At 33.7% G+C, this 18,765-nt stretch carries 21 protein-coding genes and 2 pseudogenes; 5 read left to right on the top strand and 18 right to left on the bottom strand.

What is annotated here, in order from left to right:
• Positions 1–389 precede the first annotated feature (389 nt).
• Complete coding sequence (locus DET63_RS03480; protein WP_113935864.1) at positions 390–788, bottom strand: DUF1259 domain-containing protein; 399 nt, start codon at positions 786–788, stop codon at positions 390–392.
• 319 nt (positions 789–1,107) lie between these two features.
• Positions 1,108–1,269: a hypothetical protein gene (locus DET63_RS30115; RefSeq protein ID WP_000441003.1), complete on the bottom strand. Its 162-nt coding sequence runs from the start codon at positions 1,267–1,269 to the stop codon at positions 1,108–1,110.
• Between the two features lie 416 nt (positions 1,270–1,685).
• On the opposite strand from DET63_RS30115, the gene DET63_RS03485 reads away from it, so the two are divergent.
• Together DET63_RS03485 and DET63_RS03490 are read left to right on the top strand one after the other, a co-directional pair.
• Entirely contained in the window at positions 1,686–2,039 is a 354-nt protein-coding gene (locus DET63_RS03485; protein WP_002137171.1) for a hypothetical protein, read from the top strand.
• Between the two features lie 112 nt (positions 2,040–2,151).
• Positions 2,152–2,529 carry a hypothetical protein gene (locus DET63_RS03490; protein ID WP_113935865.1) on the top strand — a complete coding sequence of 126 codons (378 nt, stop codon included), beginning with the start codon at positions 2,152–2,154 and terminating at the stop codon, positions 2,527–2,529.
• Between the two features lie 97 nt (positions 2,530–2,626).
• On the opposite strand, the gene DET63_RS03495 is transcribed toward DET63_RS03490, so the two are convergent.
• Together DET63_RS03495 and DET63_RS03500 are read right to left on the bottom strand one after the other, a co-directional pair.
• On the bottom strand, positions 2,627–2,950 hold the full coding sequence (locus DET63_RS03495) for a PepSY domain-containing protein (protein WP_002161193.1): 324 nt from the start codon (positions 2,948–2,950) through the stop codon (positions 2,627–2,629).
• 20 nt (positions 2,951–2,970) lie between these two features.
• On the bottom strand, positions 2,971–3,441 hold the full coding sequence (locus DET63_RS03500) for a hypothetical protein (protein WP_113935866.1): 471 nt from the start codon (positions 3,439–3,441) through the stop codon (positions 2,971–2,973).
• Positions 3,442–3,617: 176 nt separating this feature from the next.
• On the opposite strand from DET63_RS03500, the gene DET63_RS03505 reads away from it, so the two are divergent.
• A complete protein-coding gene (locus DET63_RS03505) occupies positions 3,618–4,292 on the top strand; it encodes a response regulator transcription factor (protein ID WP_002128055.1) in 675 nt (224 codons plus the stop codon).
• Positions 4,289–5,662 carry a sensor histidine kinase gene (locus DET63_RS03510; RefSeq protein ID WP_113935867.1) on the top strand — a complete coding sequence of 458 codons (1,374 nt, stop codon included), beginning with the start codon at positions 4,289–4,291 and terminating at the stop codon, positions 5,660–5,662. Before DET63_RS03505 ends, DET63_RS03510 begins: the two co-directional genes overlap by 4 nt.
• A 236-nt stretch (positions 5,663–5,898) precedes the next feature.
• Here DET63_RS03510 and DET63_RS03515 read toward each other — a convergent pair.
• From DET63_RS03515 to DET63_RS03580, 14 genes and pseudogenes are all read right to left on the bottom strand, one after another.
• A pseudogene (locus DET63_RS03515) lies at positions 5,899–6,066 on the bottom strand (DUF1259 domain-containing protein); the annotation flags it as partial.
• Between the two features lie 146 nt (positions 6,067–6,212).
• The gene (locus DET63_RS03520; protein WP_113935868.1) at positions 6,213–6,428 is read right to left on the bottom strand and encodes a hypothetical protein; all 216 of its coding nucleotides are present in this window, start codon (positions 6,426–6,428) and stop codon (positions 6,213–6,215) included.
• A 349-nt stretch (positions 6,429–6,777) separates the two neighbouring features.
• Positions 6,778–8,223, bottom strand: coding sequence for a L,D-transpeptidase family protein (locus tag DET63_RS03525; RefSeq protein ID WP_113935869.1), 1,446 nt, complete (start codon positions 8,221–8,223; stop codon positions 6,778–6,780).
• A gap of 215 nt (positions 8,224–8,438) precedes the next feature.
• Positions 8,439–8,780: pseudogene (locus DET63_RS03530) on the bottom strand (YhfM domain-containing protein); the annotation flags it as partial.
• Between the two features lie 318 nt (positions 8,781–9,098).
• Positions 9,099–9,728, bottom strand: coding sequence for a class I SAM-dependent methyltransferase (locus DET63_RS03535; RefSeq protein ID WP_113935870.1), 630 nt, complete (start codon positions 9,726–9,728; stop codon positions 9,099–9,101).
• Between the two features lie 136 nt (positions 9,729–9,864).
• Positions 9,865–10,860 carry a D-cysteate sulfo-lyase gene (gene cuyA / locus DET63_RS03540; protein ID WP_002066210.1) on the bottom strand — a complete coding sequence of 332 codons (996 nt, stop codon included), beginning with the start codon at positions 10,858–10,860 and terminating at the stop codon, positions 9,865–9,867.
• Positions 10,847–11,110, bottom strand: coding sequence for a hypothetical protein (locus tag DET63_RS03545; protein WP_113709891.1), 264 nt, complete (start codon positions 11,108–11,110; stop codon positions 10,847–10,849). Before DET63_RS03545 ends, cuyA begins: the two co-directional genes overlap by 14 nt.
• A 21-nt stretch (positions 11,111–11,131) precedes the next feature.
• On the bottom strand, positions 11,132–12,379 hold the full coding sequence (locus DET63_RS03550; protein WP_113935871.1) for a DUF4073 domain-containing protein: 1,248 nt from the start codon (positions 12,377–12,379) through the stop codon (positions 11,132–11,134).
• A gap of 280 nt (positions 12,380–12,659) precedes the next feature.
• Positions 12,660–13,772, bottom strand: coding sequence for an aminopeptidase (locus DET63_RS03555; protein WP_113935872.1), 1,113 nt, complete (start codon positions 13,770–13,772; stop codon positions 12,660–12,662).
• Between the two features lie 58 nt (positions 13,773–13,830).
• On the bottom strand, positions 13,831–14,154 hold the full coding sequence (locus tag DET63_RS03560) for a hypothetical protein (RefSeq protein WP_113936094.1): 324 nt from the start codon (positions 14,152–14,154) through the stop codon (positions 13,831–13,833).
• A 28-nt stretch (positions 14,155–14,182) separates the two neighbouring features.
• Positions 14,183–15,007 (bottom strand): CPBP family intramembrane glutamic endopeptidase, encoded by an 825-nt coding sequence (locus DET63_RS03565; RefSeq protein WP_113935873.1) that lies wholly within the window; start codon positions 15,005–15,007, stop codon positions 14,183–14,185.
• A 109-nt stretch (positions 15,008–15,116) separates the two neighbouring features.
• Positions 15,117–15,911: a MerR family transcriptional regulator gene (locus tag DET63_RS03570; protein ID WP_113935874.1), complete on the bottom strand. Its 795-nt coding sequence runs from the start codon at positions 15,909–15,911 to the stop codon at positions 15,117–15,119.
• A 161-nt stretch (positions 15,912–16,072) separates the two neighbouring features.
• Complete coding sequence (locus DET63_RS03575; protein ID WP_113935875.1) at positions 16,073–16,993, bottom strand: class I SAM-dependent methyltransferase; 921 nt, start codon at positions 16,991–16,993, stop codon at positions 16,073–16,075.
• A gap of 188 nt (positions 16,994–17,181) precedes the next feature.
• A complete protein-coding gene (locus tag DET63_RS03580; RefSeq protein ID WP_002013729.1) occupies positions 17,182–17,655 on the bottom strand; it encodes a DUF4188 domain-containing protein in 474 nt (157 codons plus the stop codon).
• A 430-nt stretch (positions 17,656–18,085) separates the two neighbouring features.
• Between DET63_RS03580 and DET63_RS03585 the strand changes: the two genes are divergently transcribed.
• A complete protein-coding gene (locus tag DET63_RS03585) occupies positions 18,086–18,679 on the top strand; it encodes an AAA family ATPase (protein WP_181777888.1) in 594 nt (197 codons plus the stop codon).
• The last annotated feature ends 86 nt before the right edge of the window (positions 18,680–18,765 follow it).

An 18,765-nucleotide genomic window follows, 5' to 3' on the forward strand; every position in this document is an offset into this window, starting at 1 on the left:
CATCAACAAAACGCAAATTTCGTACGCTAAGCAAAACGCTACAAAAAACCGGTTCCTTTACGAAAGAACCGGTTTTTTAATTTTTATTTATTTGAAAAGTAGTCAAATCTTTTTTGAAATATCTAATGAATCTGGGCAAAACATAATAAAAAGTACAATACCAGCTAAAATAAATGACGAAGGACACACCTCTAAGAATACCTCACCCAGTTCTTTTTGTTGTAAAATAAGTAGCATATAATCAATTAAAATAATGTAACAACCCACATTAGAAAAAACAACAAGAAAAGACATTCCAAATATGGAACGTCTTCTTTCACTTTATAAAACCATTCAATAATCCGAAATATTCTAATTAACAAAATCACACATTTAACGAAAGAAATTAGTTAATTGCATAACGCTCTTCTAACTTTTCTTGCGAAATTTAGTGGATCCTCAACGTCTTCAATATTAACGTAAATCAAATTTGGATCATCACATAACCACTCATTGTGTATAGACGAAACGATTATTCCTTGTTTAATAATTGTAGCAACAAATGCATTGACTTCTTTTTGCAATAGCGCTACCCGGCCTAGACATAATGCCCGTCCAGTTTTATTATCTCTTGATTCGAATGAGAAGGAAGTTGTTACTCTAAAACGTTTCCCTAAGATTGTCGCTTGTATTTCATCTCGATTTATTGTTGCCACACATTTCCCACCGGCGAACCCTTCTTGACCACCGATAATTCTTGCAAACTGTTGACAAATTAATTCATCATTAAACGCCATACCTTTAATCATCCCCCCTTTTATTGTTAGGTTATGAATGAATACATACGTCTGAAACGGTAATGAATCTATTCTATTACAAAAAAGATGATGGCAATCTGCCAAAATCTTTTAGCTTGATTATGTGAATTGACTCGGCTATTATATGTTAAGACATTTTTAGAGAGCATAAAAAAGACACCCTAAGGTGCCATCCTCCGACCCGAGAATCATATCTATGTATGGAGAAATTTAGAAAAGAGAAACTTCTAACTATAATTTATAGAGCTCTTATACCATGAATTACTTACATACATATTTCCTTATTTACCCGCAGAAGAATCCCGTTATATTACTTTCTGATCAGTCTCGTTAAAGCCATCCCAATAAATCCAGCACCCATCCCTATTAGCCATCCAGCATGAGTATCACCTAATATAGATCCCACTCCTCCGCCAAGAAACATGCAGCCAACGAATACTAATCCTCCAATTCCCCAATTCGGCCGTTCCATAATTCAATCACATCCCTTCAATAAAACATATGCGATTAACTAGCCTAACTTTCTTGCATAGGATATATTAATTATTTTACTTATGCACTTTCAGGGCATTCAAAAGATGCGATGATCGGCCAATTTGAATGAATTGCGAAGGAGAATTTAATTTTTTCATATTATAATAACTTAAGAGTTGTGGAAGAAATTCTTCTTTAACTAACGAGTTAATAGAAGTATGGATATTTGCCACAATTTATGACTCACCCCATCGCTATCAAGCTAAAAAAACAAGTCCCCAAAAACGAAAATTATATGCCTCATTGACTACTGTTAATGAGGCGTTATGTTAACCTCACATGAAGACCCCATTCATCCAAATTTACACAAAGTTGTCCTTGCTGATGGTACAATTAAAGTCATGGAGGGGTATTATGGAAATTTATTATGTACCACTGTTTCTTATATTTTGCACTGCAATATTCTTATTTTTCTTGTCTGGTTCATCAAAAATCAAGGCTAAAAATCTATCATTGATAACGGTCTGTTTAGGGATAAATCTACTCACAAGTCCAGTGGCTTTTCTTATAGGTGGGATAGCTGATTATGCAGGTGGGGTGGCTAATTATGGAGCTTATTTTGCGGGTGAGTCGGCAACAGCTCCTCCTCTAGTTAGTCGTGCACTTTATTTTTTTGGAGGATTTCTCTTCATTCAGGGAATACCGCTTCTCATACTACTTGCAGCTTTTTGGAAGTTTACAAGAGCAAAGAAAACAAAACAAGTATAGAAGCACATAATGAATGAGTGGATGCCTTTTTAGAGTAGGATCCGCTGTTTTCTTACTACCAATAATAGGACCTTATGTCATACAATGAAGATTATATTAGGAATTTGTGAGGATGATTAAGTTGATAAAATTTTTAATTAGTTATGCTACAAGTCTGTTTGCTTTTATTTTTGGATGGTTCTTGATTTCATATATTTCTCATCCTAGCTTTATTCACCCGAACGTTGTATTAGGATTTATTAAAACGATCGTCACTTATGGTAGTATACCGGCTCTTGTAGCTTGTCTAATTGGGGAAGTGTTATACAGGAAAATCAACCGATGTAGAGAATTTCAATTTGGAATTCCTGTATTTATAGGACTAGCAGTTATCTATACACTTATACCATTTCTTTTTCTTTTTCCTTTTAATTTTTCCCATTTCTTTGATTTCGTTGCACCTGTTATTATGGGATCCTTAGCTTTTTATTTAGTACGTAGAAAAATATAATTAACTTCTGTTAACGAGAATTATGTAAATAAGCTGTCCATATGGGCAGCTTATTGGATTTTTTCAAATACGCGATATTTTATTTGTCGATAATTTTTTAATCTTCATTATTGATTTCTATTGTACCTGTTCTAGCACTAACCTTTAAAATATTTAATAGATTCTCAGGTGTCTTGATTTCCACTTCATATTCAAATTTAGATTGAGCTAAGTTGTCATCTTCTAATTCGAATTCTTTTTTCACATTAATAATTTCTCCATTTGTATGAGCTAAAGAAATTTCACGAACTTGTTTCTCTGTATAGTTTTCATTCTTTTTCGCATAATTGTAGCCCATACCATAATATCCACCAACAATAGCAATACCACTTACTAAAATAGCAATTACACTTATAATTATTTTCTTTTTATGTTTTAACATTTCTATCCACTCCTTAATAATTAATCATTTATTCCAAATCTTGCTTCAAGTACATTTTCTGCTTGCTCTAATTGATCTTCAAGTATATCTTGTTCTCTTTCTTGTATTTGATATTGTTCAACAGTTATCGTTCCAGCGTGAAAATCTGCTTCTAGCTGATCATCAGATAGATCTATCTTGTCATCTAATTGGTCAATTTCTTTTTTTGCTGCTAAGTACGTATTTAAGTTTTCTTCTTGTGCTCCAACTGGTTTCGTGTTATTTGTCTTTTCAACGATAGATGTGACTTCGTTTTTGAAATCTTGTATTTGCTTCGTATCATTTGTAGCAGGCCCTGTTTTGTGTGGTTCTTGTTGTAGTTGAGCACTTTCTTTTTGCAATGTATCATTTTCCACTTTCAGTTGTCGTACTTCTGTATTGTTATCAGCTTGAGTAGAACAAGCTGTTAAGAACAAACAAGACATTGCTCCAATCAACATCCACTTTCTCATTCTGTTTTCCTCCCTTTACATGTGCACCTTATCCTTGCCTTTATATTACTGAACAAACATTAAAGGAAGATTAATGTACAAAAAAATAAAATGATATAATTAAATAGTTTCTAATCTTTCTTTAATGTTTCGGAATTATAGTGATACATATAAATAAGAAGAAAAGGAGAATGTTAATGCGAGTTCTTATTGTCGAAGATGAAAAAGACTTACAAAATATATTAGTAAAACGATTAAATGCAGAATATTATAGTGTCGATGGATGTGGGAATGGAGAAGATGCTTTGGATTATATAAGCATGGCTACCTACGATTTGATTGTGCTTGACATTATGATTCCCGGAATAGATGGTTTACAAGTATTACAAAGATTACGTGCGGACAATAATACAACTCCTGTCTTGCTCCTTACAGCTAAAGATACAATTGATGATCGCGTAACAGGACTCGACTTAGGTGCGGACGATTATTTAGTAAAGCCCTTTGCTTTTGATGAGCTGTTAGCAAGAATTCGAGTGTTGATGCGAAGAAAAACAGGAAATACATCTAATGTGTTTGAAATCGCTGACCTAGTGGTGGATTGCAATATGCATAAAGTAACAAGAGGAGATCAAGTTATCAATCTTTCCAGTAAAGAATTTGCTATTTTAGAATATATGATTCGTAATAAAGAAGTTGTGTTGACACGAGATAAAATTGAGCAACATGTGTGGAATTACGACTATGAAGGTGGCTCGAATATTATTGATGTTTACGTCCGATACCTTCGTAAAAAAATTGATAGCCAGTTTGAAACGAAGTTAATTCATACAGTACGAGGCACTGGTTACGTATTGCGAGTTGAATCATGAAAAGACTATCAATAAAAATGAGAGTGACCCTATGGTATACGGGGCTAGTTGTAATTATTATGGCACTCGTGTTAGCTTTTATTTTAACTTCTTCAGATAAAGTTGTGCTCTTTAATATGAAAAATCAATTGAAGAGCACAGTAAAAGAAAGCATTGAAGATATCGAATATAAGCATGGACAGTTAAAGATTGACGATGAATTTGAAGCCTTAGAAGATGGAGTAAATATCATCATTTATAGTAAGCAAGGTGAGCTGCTGGCAGGACATAGTCCAACAGGATTTAATAAAAAGGTATCGCTTAAATCCGATGAAATACAAACCATTAAAGACGGTAATAAAGAATGGATAGTATATGATTTCCTCCATAATGTAGGCGGCGATGAGCAAGTCTGGGTTCGTGGAATAATGACCATGAATCAATTATCATCGACCATGAATACGCTTATTGTGGTAACACTCATCTCATTTCCATTACTTATTCTCATTGCGGCAGCGGGAGGATATTTTATTACGCAAAGAGCTTTTCGACCTGTGCAACAAATGAGTGATTCAGCCAGTGAAATTGGTGATGGTAAAGACCTTTCAAAGAGAATTAATTTACAAGGTTCATCGAAAGACGAAATGTATCATTTAGCACAAACCTTTGACAAAATGTTTGAGCGATTGGAGACATCATTCGAAAGTGAAAAACAATTTACATCTGACGCATCTCATGAATTAAGAACACCAACATCTGTTATTATTTCGCAATGCGAATACGCTTTATCGCAGAGGAATAATCCGAAAGAAATGGAAGAATCGTTAGAAGTAATTTTAAAGCAATCACGTAAAATGTCCGCGTTAATCTCACAACTCTTATTATTAGCAAGGGTTGACCAAGGAAAGCATAGTACTTTTCAATTTGAATGTATCAATATGAGTGAATTAACGGAAATCGTTGTAGAAGAGCTTTCATTAATGGTTCAAGAAGCATCGATTGATATCACAACTAATATAGAGGAAGACCTGTTTATGAAAGCAGATCAAACATTGATGATGCGTTTATTAATGAATTTACTAACGAATGCGATTGCTTATAGCAAAGCGGACGGCACTGTGCATATGCAACTATTCCGTGATGAAACCAACATAATAGGTAAAGTCTCCGATAATGGCATAGGCATCAGCGAGCAACATATTACGAAAATATGGGACCGCTTCTATCAAGTTGACGCAGCACGAACATCTTCAAACATCGGAAACACAGGTTTAGGATTGTCGATGGTAAAATGGATTGTCGAACTACACGGAGGAGAAATTACGGTTGAAAGTGAATTAGGAGAAGGCAGTACTTTTACATTTAAACTACCAATTGAAAACCGAGCATAATGTATGCTCGGTTTTAGCTTTAGAATACAGATTGATTAAAAAGCTCTCTTCAGTCCTTATTTAAAAGTAAATACAAAAACTCCATTTTGAAAAAAAGCGATCAAAATGGAGTTACTCTTTTTAGCTATATATGAGATTTTATAAAACCATCTACTTAAATCTATTTTCCAAGTATACCATTCAACAATCTGAAATATTCTAATCAACACAATCACTCATTTAACTAAAAAAATTGGTTAATTGCATAATACTCTTCTGACTTTCCTTGCGAAAATTAGTGGATCATCAACGTCTTCGATATTAACGTAAATTAAATTTGGATCATCACATAACCACTCATTGTGTATAGACGAAACAATTATTCCTTGTTTAATAATTGTAGCAACAAATTCAGTGACTTCCTTTAATCAACATAGATCATGACTTTAATCAGCTCCCAACAAACTTCTGTACCCACCTAAATTTTGAGCTGGGAGTTTTACTTTCCACAAATAGTAAGAGGCTAAATATATAGTAAAACCCCAGAAATCCAAAGGTCTCTGGGGCTTCATTATATATTTAGCTCTTTTTGCTTTTTGTTTTGTTTATGTCTATGCAGCAATTTTCGACTTATGAGAGAAACCAGTAATAAGATCAGTATTAGTATGAAAAGTTGCATAAATGATAAATCAAAATATTTAGCACCTGTAACTATTAAAAGTGTAGAAATCGTACCTTTTACAATGAAAAAAATAATAATCCATAATCCGCCTTTTTTCCAGTTCATTTTTATTTTACCCTTTCCTACGTTTTAATTCTTAAATGGGACACCTTAATAGAAATCTATTATATTAATAAAAAAGTAAACTTTTTCACAAAAATCATGTCCAATTACATGTGACGACTTCATAATAAATGAAAATGATATTCAGTGTCAATTTTATTGACTATTTGAATATCTATTTATCATCTCAATCTCTTTCTACTTCGTTTCTTATAGGCAATGAACTCTTGTTTTCAAACAAAAACACCTCCATTGAATTTGCACACTAAATATGCGAATTCAAGAGGTGTTTTTTCATGTACCATCAGATAAGATTTCCTGCTTTATTTATTTCTTGATACGTAGCTATTTTCTAGTACACAATAACTGGATCATTAGTGTTCAAACTATCATATACAGTTTTTGCAACATTAGGAAGAAGGTTTACACACCCGCCTGATCCCCCTGTTAAATAAGCATTATTTGCCCAGTCTTTTCGCCAGCCTGCATCATGGAATCCTTGGCCACTATTTGTGAATGGAACCCAGTAATCTACTTTAACTGCATAATCAGCTTTACCTACTGCGCTGCCTTTCAGCGTGTATGGTGTTCGTTTATATAGAACGTACCACACACCTGGTGATGTATCTTCACTCGTGCTATGTTTACCAGTTACTACATTTGTTGTGACGACTAATTTCCCATCTTTATAAATCCAAATTTGTTGATCTGCAATTGAAACTTCCGCATACGTGTCTCCGATGCCATTATTCGATGTTGTTTCATAACCGATACCTTCCTTCTCCCAACCATTTCCATGGATATTAGAAGCAGATAGCGATTTTTCACCCTTTTCAAAAGCTTGTTGAACTTGTTTTGTTTCTTTTTCAACATCTAGTGCCCAGCCGTAGCCTTGTCCTTTTACTGATATGACCGAACCGGAATGGGTTTTAAAGCTGAAATTTTTATTTAATGTTGATTTAGCATTATTAATTTCAGCAATCTTATTCTTAATGTCGCTCGCATCGATTGTAACTTTCATATCCTTTGACATAGAGGCATTTTGAATTAAATCTTTCGCTTTTAAAGGATACACTTCATTCTGCACTTTATATTCAACTGACTGCCCAAGAAGATTCTGTAGTGCTTTCTCCTCTTTTTTAACAATCGGATCGTCTTCTTTAATAGGCTGTATGTATGTAGACTTCAGATGAATTTCACTTTTATACTTCTGCTTGTCGTAATCTTTCAGTAGACTAGTAACGTCATACTGTTTTCCATCAACGCTCTTCGAAATAACAACTTTTCCTTGTTCCAGCTTCGCCATAGCATCTTGAGGCGCTTGTAGTTTTTCATTCATAGAGATGAGCTTTTCTTCTACAAGTTTTTTCATCGTTTCACTACGATACTGATCCGCCTTTTCCGGTAGCACTGAATATTTTTTTTCCTTTGAGGAAGGGAAAAATGTCCACTGGCTTTTTAATAGTTTCTTAACTTGAGGCAAATCTTTTTCCGTAAGTTCCGTTTTTGTATCTTTTTCATCTAAAATTTGTTGTTGATTAACATAGACTTTGTTTTCTAGTCCAGATGTTTTTAATTTCTGTATTGCCTGATCAGCGTTCAGACCACCGACTTTTGTGTCATTAATCGTAACATTTGAATTGAAGTGAGTTGCCTGATAATAACTCATTCCTCCAATGAGAAGTACAATTACACCAACACCCGCTGCAATAAGCTTCCAATTTGTAAAACGTTTGCTTGATCTTACTCGTTTTCTCTCAACTTCTTCAACTGATTCATTTATTGGATTATTGTTCATCAATCTTTCCCCCGTATACATTAACGTCAATCGATTTTAAACTAAAACCATTGACTAGTGTACCTTATTTTTCCTAAAATTTCATTATTTTTAAAAAGATTTTATCGTATTTAATTGATCAAATTTAGACTTTTTAATAGAAAGACACACTGAATAATCCCTTACAAGTAGTGAATCATTACAATAAATCTGAAAAAGTTAAGTGCCATATACTTTTATTCAACTAACTTTTCTCCCGTAACAATCTCAAACAAAGTGGCTGCATTTTTCCCTTCTAATTGAGCATAGCGATTATCCCCCGCCATAACTTCTACTTTATCTTTATTAGGACTTATCCAAATTTGATACAACACAGCTTTCGCCTCTATTTTCGGATTTTTAAATTGAAAAACAAAGTGATAATCAGCTGAACGAGACATTTCCACTTTTTTATTTTCAAAATGAATATCATTTAATATTTTCTTTACTTGCAACACTTGATTATTGTCTGTAACTACTTTCAAATCCTCATAATTATCATCACCAACACGTTTTTGCACTTCGATTCTTTGATCTTTCCTTTGGTTCAGATATCATTTCACTTAAAATACAAATATAATCCGTAACCTAAAAAAATTATTAATATTATAGAAATAATGAGTATTGTGTATATGACCCCTCTTAATGTTGTACTCATATAATCACCCCTCTCACGCTTCAATAATTCCATTATATAACAAATTATTCATTGGAAGTTTAAAACATGTTTTAAACTAAATTAAGCGAAGTAAGGGATGCCATTTGACTCCCCTTACTTCGCCTTTAAAGAACAATGAGTGAATAGCTTACTCAACCAGCTTATTAAGTAACCTTTCACTATTTTTACACAATGGTAATTATAGTGTTTTTTGACATTTGATCATTATAAATTTAAATGGAGGTTTGCTTGCCATATTTTTATGTGGCTCCAAAATTTCCGTAGTTTCCATCAGTCCATATTTTCCAAAGTCTTGTTGTACCGAGTCAACATCATAAAAATACATTTTTACCCCTTCCATTATTTCAAAGTAGTCTTTACCCAGTTGTTTCCCCTTCCCAAACATTGGGGCATCTTTAGAAATAGTAGTAAAAATCATATATCCGTTTGGTTTTAACTGACTATAACAATCTTTAATAAACTTCTCTCTCTCATCCTTATTCAACAAATGAATAAGTGCATAGGAAAATATGCCATCATACAGTTTGTTATCAAAAGGCATATCCGTAACTGAACCATGGAAGAAATTAGCATTAAGTTCATTTGCCCTCGCCAATTCAATCGCCGTTTTTGAAATTTCAATACCTGTTACATGTATTCCGTTATCAATAAAAACCTTCGCATTTCTACCGTACCCAATACCAGGAATCAATATATCCTTCACTTTCTTTTCAAGGAAAATGTCCTTCGTCAAAATTGCGGAATCTGAAGGTTCAAATCCCCACATCATTTGATTTTCTATAAAACTTGCTTCCCAAAATTCTGTCATACATCAATCTCCTTTATATATATATATCGTTATTTACAATTGAACGTTGAAAAATCATCGCATATTCACGAAATTGTATCAAATTTCAACATTAATTTAAAACAAAAAGCATTGGATATCCAATGCTTTTTCACACTTACGCAAACAGAGATGTATTCGCATATAAAGCTGGTGAACCACCTGAATGTACGAATAAAATGTTGTCCTCTTTATTAAATTTACCTTTTCTAATTAAATCGATTAGTCCCGCTACTGCTTTACCTGTATAAACTGGGTCAAGTAAAATACCTTCAGTTTTCGCAAGTAACTGTACTGCTTCAACCATTTCTGGTGTTGGTAAAGCGTATCCTGGCCCTACATATTCATCAAAGCATGTAACTGCTTCGCGTGAAATAGAGTTTGGGATACCAACGTGAGCTGAAGTTTCATCTACAAGTTTTGCTACTTTCTCTTCTTGCTCCGCTTTTCCTCTACTTACATTTATTCCGATTACAGGAATTTTGCTTTGCGTTCCGGAAAAGCCAGTAATTAAACCAGCATGCATACCAGCGCTACCACTTACACAAACAACTGAACTGAAATCAATTCCTTGCTCAAATGACTGAGCCATAATTTCTTGCGCACAAGCAATATATCCCATTGCGCCAGTAGGGTTCGATCCACCAACTGGTATTACATATGGTGTATTTCCTTTTTCACTTACTTCCTTCGCTACTTTATGCATCTCTTCCATAAGGTCTGTTCCGTTTGGCACAACAATTACGTTTTCAGCACCTAATAAATGATATAAGAAATAGTTTCCGTTAAAGTCTGGCTTTTCTTCTGGCTCAAGTCCTTCCTCTAACACAAGAATACATTTCATTTTTTCTTTTACCGCAGCTGCAAGTGTTAGACGGCAATGGTTTGACTGAATACCACCAGCTGTAATTAACGTATCTGCACCCTTTTCCTGTGCATCCGCAACTAGAAACTCTAACTTTCTCGTCTTATTACCGCCAGCTGTTAAACCAAGTAAATCATCTCGTTTAAAATAAATAGTTGGTCCACCAAGTGCTTCAGAAAAATTGTTTAATTTTTCAATTGGTGTATATGATTCTGTATATTTTTTTCTCGGAAATTTAGCTAAATTCATCAATAACGCTCCTTTTATACTCTTTCACAGTAAATGTAACCATACTATTATTACATGGAAAAATGATGAAGTCACCTTTCTGGATTAAAAATGTAGGGAATTTCGTTTCGGTGCATGAAATTGCATTAACGATTTTAACTTCAATACGGTACATGAAATTTATATCAGCGATTCTCAAATTATATCGACCGATACTTAAAATATATCGACTTGCCGATAAAAAACGACAAAATAAAAAGAGCCCACTCATTAAGAAGTAGGCCCTTACCAATCACTTATTTACCGATAAACGAAGAAGCTGCGTTAATCCTGGCTCTAAATTCATTTCGCCTTTATGGCGTACGTATACAATTTTGTTCCCATCAAATTTTGGAGGATTCGCTTTATTGTACGTGTACCACTCATTCGTTCCTTCTACATTGTACTCCATATACTCTGTTGCACCAACGATTACGTTTTTACTATCATCAGCCGTTACATCTGGTGCCATTTGTGCAATTTTTGCAATTTTTGCATCACTAATTAATAAGTTCTTTATACCTTTATCACGTTTATAATCGTAAGCCGTTACGACAACATCGTTACCATATGCTTTCACTTGCAACCCTTGTTTAAAAGAAGATCCATCCGGAGCATGAATCTCGCCGCCATTTGGACCAGCTGACCTCCATCCTGTTTCAATGCCGCCCGTATTTACAACTGTAAATCCTTTTTCATCTCCGCCTGCAATTTTCTTTTTACCAGCCCAGTCTGGTAAATTTAAATCCCAGTGCGTATGGCTCGTGAAAAAGACAACTTGCGGGTAATCTTTTAATATATCGTACAATTTATCCACGTTTAAATAGTCATTTAAATACGGTGATTGTCTTGAACCAGATACAGAATCAGGTAAAACGTGGTGAGAAAAAATAAAAATCGGCTTATTTTTATCTTTTTGACTGTAGTCTTCTAAATTTTGTTTCAGCCAACCTAATTGTTCCTCACTTAAGTACACTTGATCTGACATTTTTGAATCATGGTACCTCATATATTTTTCTGTCCCTAAAAATAATAGTGGATAACCATCTAATTCTTTTTTATGGTACACCTTTTCTTGTCCGCTAAATTTCAAATATCGATTAAATAGCGTATCTTCTGCTACACCGTTTGGCCATGTACTTTGAGATAACTTTCCATCAGCTGTCCATTTCCCAGCGTAAAACTCATGGTTCCCAATAGCCGACCATACATTTTCCGGATGCTTATTTTTGTTTAACACACGCTTCACATCATCATATTGTGATTGCTGTCCTTCTGGCGTTATATCCCCATTCATAATAAGTGCTCTAGATAGTGGCGTCACTTTGTTCATATCTTTTAATACGTGATCAAAATCCGATAAATCCCCTTGAATGTCACTAATTACATTAAACATCGTCGCTGTTTTTCGTGCTTGTGCTTGTTCTTTTCCCTCAGCATTCATCGAAAACGTTGGTAATAACACTGCCATAACGGCTAACGAAGCAACTACCTTTTTCATACAATTTCTCCCCCTAATAATAAAATGTATAAACTGACATGTTCTGCTTTCTCTTAGATGCTTGCCCAATTCACATTATAGGGAGGGATTGTAAAGATAGATGGAGTAAAAATTTAAGTATTTTTTAAGAGATTTTGTCTTTTTTACACTACGCATTTAACAATTGGCACCAATTGTTCTATTTACCTATTAATATTAAATGAGTGTAAAATCACACGATTAATCTCGTAGTTTGATACGTTGTGTTTTAATCTATTTTACATAATCTCAATAAAATACTTTACCTTTTCAAATTCTCTTCATTTAATCCTAACAACTCCGGTAAAATAAAAAGTCCATCTTTTCTTATCAGTACGTCATCAAACCAAATTTCACCCCCGCCATACTCCGGTCTTTGAATGTTTACTAAATCCCAATGTATCGCTGATTTATTCCCATTATCTGCACCTTGTAACGAATCTCCAATCGCTATATGATAACTACCATTTATTTTTTCATCAAATAACGTATTATTCATCGGGTGTAATATATAAGGATTAAAAGCTAGTGCAAATTCTCCAATATATCTTGCTCCCTCATCCGTATCCAGAATTCGATTTATTCGCTCTGTATCATTTGCATATGCATCTATTATTTTCCCCTGTTTCATATGTAATTTTATATTTTGAAACGCATAACCTTGTTGAACGGATACTGTGTTAAATGTTATTACTCCATTTACTGAATCTTTGACAGGTGCTGTATACACTTCACCATCAGGTATATTATCCGTTCCATCTCCTTTTAAAACGCCAATTCCTTCAATTGAAAACTTCAAATCCGTACCTTCTCCAATAATCCTAACTTGCTTTGTCTTTTCCATTAATTCTTTTAACGGATTCATTGCTTTCGACATTTTATTGTAATCTAACGTACATACATCATAATAAAATTTTTCATAGGCCTCAGTGCTCATATTCGCTTCTTGCGCAGACGCCGCATTCGGGATTCTTGTTGTCACCCATCTTGTTTTATACACTGCTTCACTATGAGCTTTTCCAAATATCTTTTGATATAATTTCATTTTTTCTGCTGGTACATCTGCTAATTCATATGCATTTCTAGGACTACGGAGATTAATATATACTTGCATCTTACTTAAGCGATAACATTCCCAATCTGCAAATAACTTAAATTGTTCTTCAGATCCTGATAGAATTAATTGCCTTGTAACAGACACATCGCGCATTGATACATGCGCATATCCACCTGCTTTTTCCACTGTCTTAATAATTTCACGAACTACTGCCGGATCTATTTCTGTAACACTTTGGATCAACACTTGATCACCAGGCTGCACTTTCGTAGAATGATTGACTAACACATCTGCTAGTTTAGATAATCCTTGCTTCACTAAACTCCTCATCCTTTCATTCCCGTTTCAAAAGCTTAATAAAAAAGAGAACTACTCTTCAAGCATTTCTCTTTTTCATCCAAACGATAGATAGAAAATAAATTATTAAAAATATAATATATAAATTCCATAACGAGGGTATTGCAGCTACGCTCAAATACAGAGTTCCTGGTAACAACCAAATGCTACAAACAATCATGAAAGTCTTATGCCTTGCCACTGCCGCAATTACTGCTAGAAAAGAAGGAAGTAAGAACATGAAAAACACAGTAATATATAAGTCTTTATCAAGGAATTGCTTACTATACGGATTGAAATATAGAAAAACAATTGAAAGGATAAAGATACTTTTAGCAGCTACTACCCCTATATAATTTTTCATCATTCCCCGCCTTCCAATAGCAATGTACTTAATACTTTCCATTCCTGCTATCTATATCTTCCGCTCCATACAGAACTCTCTTTGGGTTCACAACAATTAAAACAACTGCAACTACTAAATAAAAAATTGCGTTATACATAATTAAATCGATTAAATTCCCGTTTATTATGCCGATAAAAAAATTAAAGAATTGGTGGATAATGATTGGAATGATTAAATTTTGATTTAAGTTATAAAATGCTGTCATGACAATTTTAATGGATATGATAGAAATCATAAAAAATAAAATATATTTAAATAAATCAATTCCTACAAATCCTGTAGTAAACCATATAGGTAGATGCCACATCCCCCACCAAAATCCTATAATTAGCGAAGCTTTTAATGGTGAATGCCTCTTTTGGAGTTCAATTTGTGCAAAACCTCTCCATCCTATTTCTTCTCCCAATGGCCCCGCAAGAAAGTTTTTAACAAAGAAATAGGTTAGCATTCCCCATGAAGAGACAGTAAAAATAGAGTCTACTTCACTATTTTTAGACACGATAAACAAAATCATTAAAAATATGAAAGTTTGAATCATACTCACAATAAGAATTACAGAAACTTTAAGTTTATTCTTGAACTTGTCTTTTACAAATTGTATAAAACTCTGCCCTGGATAGATTTTTTTAAATAGCACAGCAAAAGCAAAAGTTGAGGACCAAGACGATATACAAAACATTACATCAAAAACCCATGCAGGGAATCCCAACATACTTATAGCTCCTACAAGCAAAAAAAATGGCAGAAAAATGATATTGGTTAGTACAATAAAACTCGCTACTGGTTTTTTTAGTTTCTTTTCCCTGTTCATGCACAATCCCCATTTCAAACTAAGTATTTCGTAAACATAATAGTATTTATATTTACGGATACTTCCAGCTTAAACCTGAGGGCTACTCACAGGTCAATACATGTCTGCATTATTTTACAGGTGCATAAATCTCTAAAAATATACGCTCAAGTTCATCTTCATACGTGGTAAGTAATATATTTATATACACTAGCCCCAAAAGTTCATGTCCTTGTTCTATTGCTGCTTTTCTTAAACTGGACTCCACATTACAATCAATACTTTTCCCACCAGTTGACCATCTTCCATCTTCAATAACTGTATAAATACATTTTGGATGAGATAGAATTTCACCTTCTAATTCTTTATCAAAGTCCTCTACTTTTCTTACAATAATAAATTTATCTTCTATAATACCTTCTTCATTAAAACTTATAACTCTACGTAAAGATGTTAGAGTAACTGCTTTTTTTAAGCTGTCAGTGTTCTTTTTCAAAGATTCATATTCCTCATACGCAGTATAATGCTCTATTTCTCCGTTTACTTCTAAAGGCTTCATTTCTTTTACTACGTATTTCCCTAAGAATTGCTTTGTTTTTTCGCAATCTTCTTTTACAATTTGAAGTTTTTTTAAAAGAAGCTTTTTATACTCTATCTCCTTTAAAACTTCTTTTTCTTTCTCTTCCAACAATGATTTTATTCCCTCTATACTCTTACTTTTTCTTAATTCTTGAATCTTTTTTATTTCGATATCCATTTCCCTATAGAAATTGACCGTTGTTATATCATATATATCAAAATGATTATATTTTCTATACCCATTCTCAATATTTTGCTTTGGCTTGACCAAATCTTTTTCCTCATAAAATTTCAAAGTATCTCTAGATACTTCTAAAAATTTAGCAACTTGTCCAATTGTGTACATTATGTTCTCCTTTAGCATTGCTACTTAATCTTTTACATTCATACTGCGTATTCTTTAAACTATCGAATTCTCCTTCCAATTAATACTTCCCATCACTACACCCCATTTCCTTTTTCCCACAAAAAAAGACACAGAGATTTCTCCCCATGCCTACTAATTCTCTACTTCTTCACCGCATGTACATAATGCACCGTCTCAAAAGCTTCTAAATAATCGTTTCGTCCCTCAAAATACATTTTATGAATATCCTCTGGTGATAAGTGCTCATAAATGAGTAAGTCCGATTTCTCTAACAGTGCTTCCATTTCTCCGTAAGAAAAACATGATTTCATCGGTTCTCCGCCTATCTCAGCCATCTTTATCATATTTTCAACTCGATTGGATAATCCTTTTTCCGTAAATAAGTTTTCATCAGGATAATCGAAAACGATAGAACTTCCTGCTGGAACTATCTCGAATAAATATTCTATTAAACTGGAAAGTTCCTCTTTCGTTAAATAATACGTAACACCTAAAAGGCTAAAGAACGTCTTTTTATTTTCAAATCCTTCATTACGTAACTGTTCATAGGAAACACCTTTCGTGAAATCCATGGAAACAAAATGAAGATTATTTGGCATTTCAAGTTCTGCTTCCTTCACTCTTTTCTTCTTAAACTCTTGCGTAGAAGGATGATCCACTTCAAATATTTCTATTTTTTTTTCTAATTCTCGGTGTCTAAAACTAAACGTGTCTAAGCCTGCACCGAGTATGACGTATTGCTTCGCGCCTAATGTAATTTCATGTAATAGCACTCTTTCACAATATGCTGCACGTGCCAAAGGTGTTGGTGATAATTGAACTTGTGTAATCCATTTTAATATTTCTTGTGGATTATCTTGAAACTTCTCTGCAATGTCTGTATTGAAAAAATGTATTCCTTGAACCATATTCGTTTCAATATCGTTACGTTCTTTTTGTGGAATGAAATCTTTAGCTACATAATCATCAAAGATTTTAGAACTATCAAATTCACTATGATACGCCCTTCCGAAAGCTGATACTAACGACGTTACACTTGCTTCACCTTTTTTCACGCACATACACTCCTTCATTTTCACAACAAAAATAGGGTCCCCCTGGCCAGGAGAACCCTATTATACACTTTATTTTTATATTGGTAAATTATAGCATAAATAAGTTTTTTTGTCAAGTTCCCAGCCTACTAACACTCCGACACTTTGTATACTCTCTGGCAGGAAAATCGAAACTACATACGAAATTTCCTGAATTATTTATCCATTCTTTTTTGAGCAGTATTAGTATCCTGAGATACTGGTATATGTTCGGTAGCTCTAGATAAACCTGTTTTTGGCATATTAACATAGATTGCTTCAGAAGCACCCTTTTCTATTTGATATGTCTCGTGAAAAACACCGACACTCCCATTATCTTTAATCTTATTATTGTATGATTTCCAAGCATATGAATGGTTTTTTCCGTGAGCATAGTTTACTAATTCGTCGAATCCCTTCCAGTATTGAATTAAGATTACTTTTCTCCAACTAAATAAGAATTCTGTATGTAAGAAACCCCATTGTGGATTTTGATATAATTCTTTAATCATAGGTCCCATAGCATTAAAAACTGGTATCCACTTCCAAAATTTTAATAGGTTATTAATACGCATACCAATAATAAAAACAACAAATTCTTGATCCTTGCTATTGGCTATATGCCTGCCGTTAAAAATTTTAGCCCCCACTTTAATCCCCCTTTTTTACTGAACATAAATAATGTGCAGCTCCCAAATAAACCATAACACTTTTCCATGAATTTTCCAATTGATTCAACATAGATTATGAAAGGCTGTACTTAACAATAAAGGGTATATGTTTCCTACCTTTTTATTATTAACAGCTATTTTTAATATTTGTTCTAGACCTCCTTTTCACCAGGCACATTTCCATAATATATTTCAATAACGATAGCATTGTCGCCCCCTTTCTAAACAGAATATTTTTTAGTTCATTTGAGTTAGGACAACATCACATCACACTTTTCACATTAGGGGATTATTGGATAAATAAGTTTTTCGGTGAAATTTTCAGCCCATTACTACTCAGCCACTTTGTATTTTCTCCGGCAGGAAAATTGTCGATTCACACCGAACATTCCAGATTATAACAATACATATGGAGGCCAATATGAAACGATTAGTCATTATTACAGTAGGAAAAACCCACAGTGGAAAAACAACATTTGCTAAAGAACTAGAAAAAAAGTTACCCCACTCTTTCGTTATGGATCAAGATAACCAAGCAGAATTTATTAACACGCATTATGAAAAATTACAGCCAACTGAAGGCCCTAATACATTTAAGCACGCTCTTTCGAAATTCATTGTTGATTATGCAAAAGAACATACAAATTTACACCTTATCATTTGCAACTCAAATAGAAGCCGAAACGGCCGGATGTATTTGCTGAATGAGCTGTTTAAGGAAGAGGAATATGTACGCATACTCGTTCGTTTTGACATTCCAGATGATATTCTTTATGAAAGAGTAGCTCGTAGTAAGCGAAGTATAAATATATTTAGAGGTAACTATTCCAGTTTCAAAGAAGTACTCGTTCGGCAACAGGCTGAATCTCAACATGAAGATGTAGTAGATCCTGTAGAAAATGAGGCTGATTATTTGTTTGTTATTCGCGATAGTAAAGATGTGAAATCTACTATAGAAGAAATTGTTCATCTTGCTGAAGATTTGTCCCCTATCCCAAAATAAAAGACTATAAGAATCACATAATCATAGATTATTATGCAAATACTTCCTCTAGGCGCCGAACATGGTATATAATAATAAAATAATCT

This window comes from Bacillus sp. DB-2 (assembly GCF_003315125.1).
GTDB classification, from domain to species: domain Bacteria; phylum Bacillota; class Bacilli; order Bacillales; family Bacillaceae_G; genus Bacillus_A; species Bacillus_A mycoides.

Coding starts and splice junctions, on each gene's coding strand:
- DET63_RS03535 (WP_113935870.1), bottom strand. CDS start 9,728: ATGACAGAATTTTGGGAAGCAAGTTTTATAGAAAATCAAATGATGTGG.
- DET63_RS03485 (WP_002137171.1), top strand. CDS start 1,686: ATGGAAATTTATTATGTACCACTGTTTCTTATATTTTGCACTGCAATA.
- DET63_RS03495 (WP_002161193.1), bottom strand. CDS start 2,950: ATGTTAAAACATAAAAAGAAAATAATTATAAGTGTAATTGCTATTTTA.
- DET63_RS03560 (WP_113936094.1), bottom strand. CDS start 14,154: ATGAAAAATTATATAGGGGTAGTAGCTGCTAAAAGTATCTTTATCCTT.
- DET63_RS03490 (WP_113935865.1), top strand. CDS start 2,152: ATGATTAAGTTGATAAAATTTTTAATTAGTTATGCTACAAGTCTGTTT.
- DET63_RS03565 (WP_113935873.1), bottom strand. CDS start 15,007: ATGAACAGGGAAAAGAAACTAAAAAAACCAGTAGCGAGTTTTATTGTA.
- DET63_RS03525 (WP_113935869.1), bottom strand. CDS start 8,223: ATGAACAATAATCCAATAAATGAATCAGTTGAAGAAGTTGAGAGAAAA.
- DET63_RS03510 (WP_113935867.1), top strand. CDS start 4,289: ATGAAAAGACTATCAATAAAAATGAGAGTGACCCTATGGTATACGGGG.
- DET63_RS03550 (WP_113935871.1), bottom strand. CDS start 12,379: ATGAAAAAGGTAGTTGCTTCGTTAGCCGTTATGGCAGTGTTATTACCA.
- DET63_RS03575 (WP_113935875.1), bottom strand. CDS start 16,993: ATGTGCGTGAAAAAAGGTGAAGCAAGTGTAACGTCGTTAGTATCAGCT.
- DET63_RS03570 (WP_113935874.1), bottom strand. CDS start 15,911: ATGTACACAATTGGACAAGTTGCTAAATTTTTAGAAGTATCTAGAGAT.
- DET63_RS03500 (WP_113935866.1), bottom strand. CDS start 3,441: ATGAGAAAGTGGATGTTGATTGGAGCAATGTCTTGTTTGTTCTTAACA.
- DET63_RS03545 (WP_113709891.1), bottom strand. CDS start 11,110: ATGAGTGGGCTCTTTTTATTTTGTCGTTTTTTATCGGCAAGTCGATAT.
- DET63_RS03520 (WP_113935868.1), bottom strand. CDS start 6,428: ATGAACTGGAAAAAAGGCGGATTATGGATTATTATTTTTTTCATTGTA.
- cuyA (WP_002066210.1), bottom strand. CDS start 10,860: ATGAATTTAGCTAAATTTCCGAGAAAAAAATATACAGAATCATATACA.
- DET63_RS03505 (WP_002128055.1), top strand. CDS start 3,618: ATGCGAGTTCTTATTGTCGAAGATGAAAAAGACTTACAAAATATATTA.
- DET63_RS30115 (WP_000441003.1), bottom strand. CDS start 1,269: ATGGAACGGCCGAATTGGGGAATTGGAGGATTAGTATTCGTTGGCTGC.
- DET63_RS03480 (WP_113935864.1), bottom strand. CDS start 788: ATGATTAAAGGTATGGCGTTTAATGATGAATTAATTTGTCAACAGTTT.
- DET63_RS03585 (WP_181777888.1), top strand. CDS start 18,086: ATGGAGGCCAATATGAAACGATTAGTCATTATTACAGTAGGAAAAACC.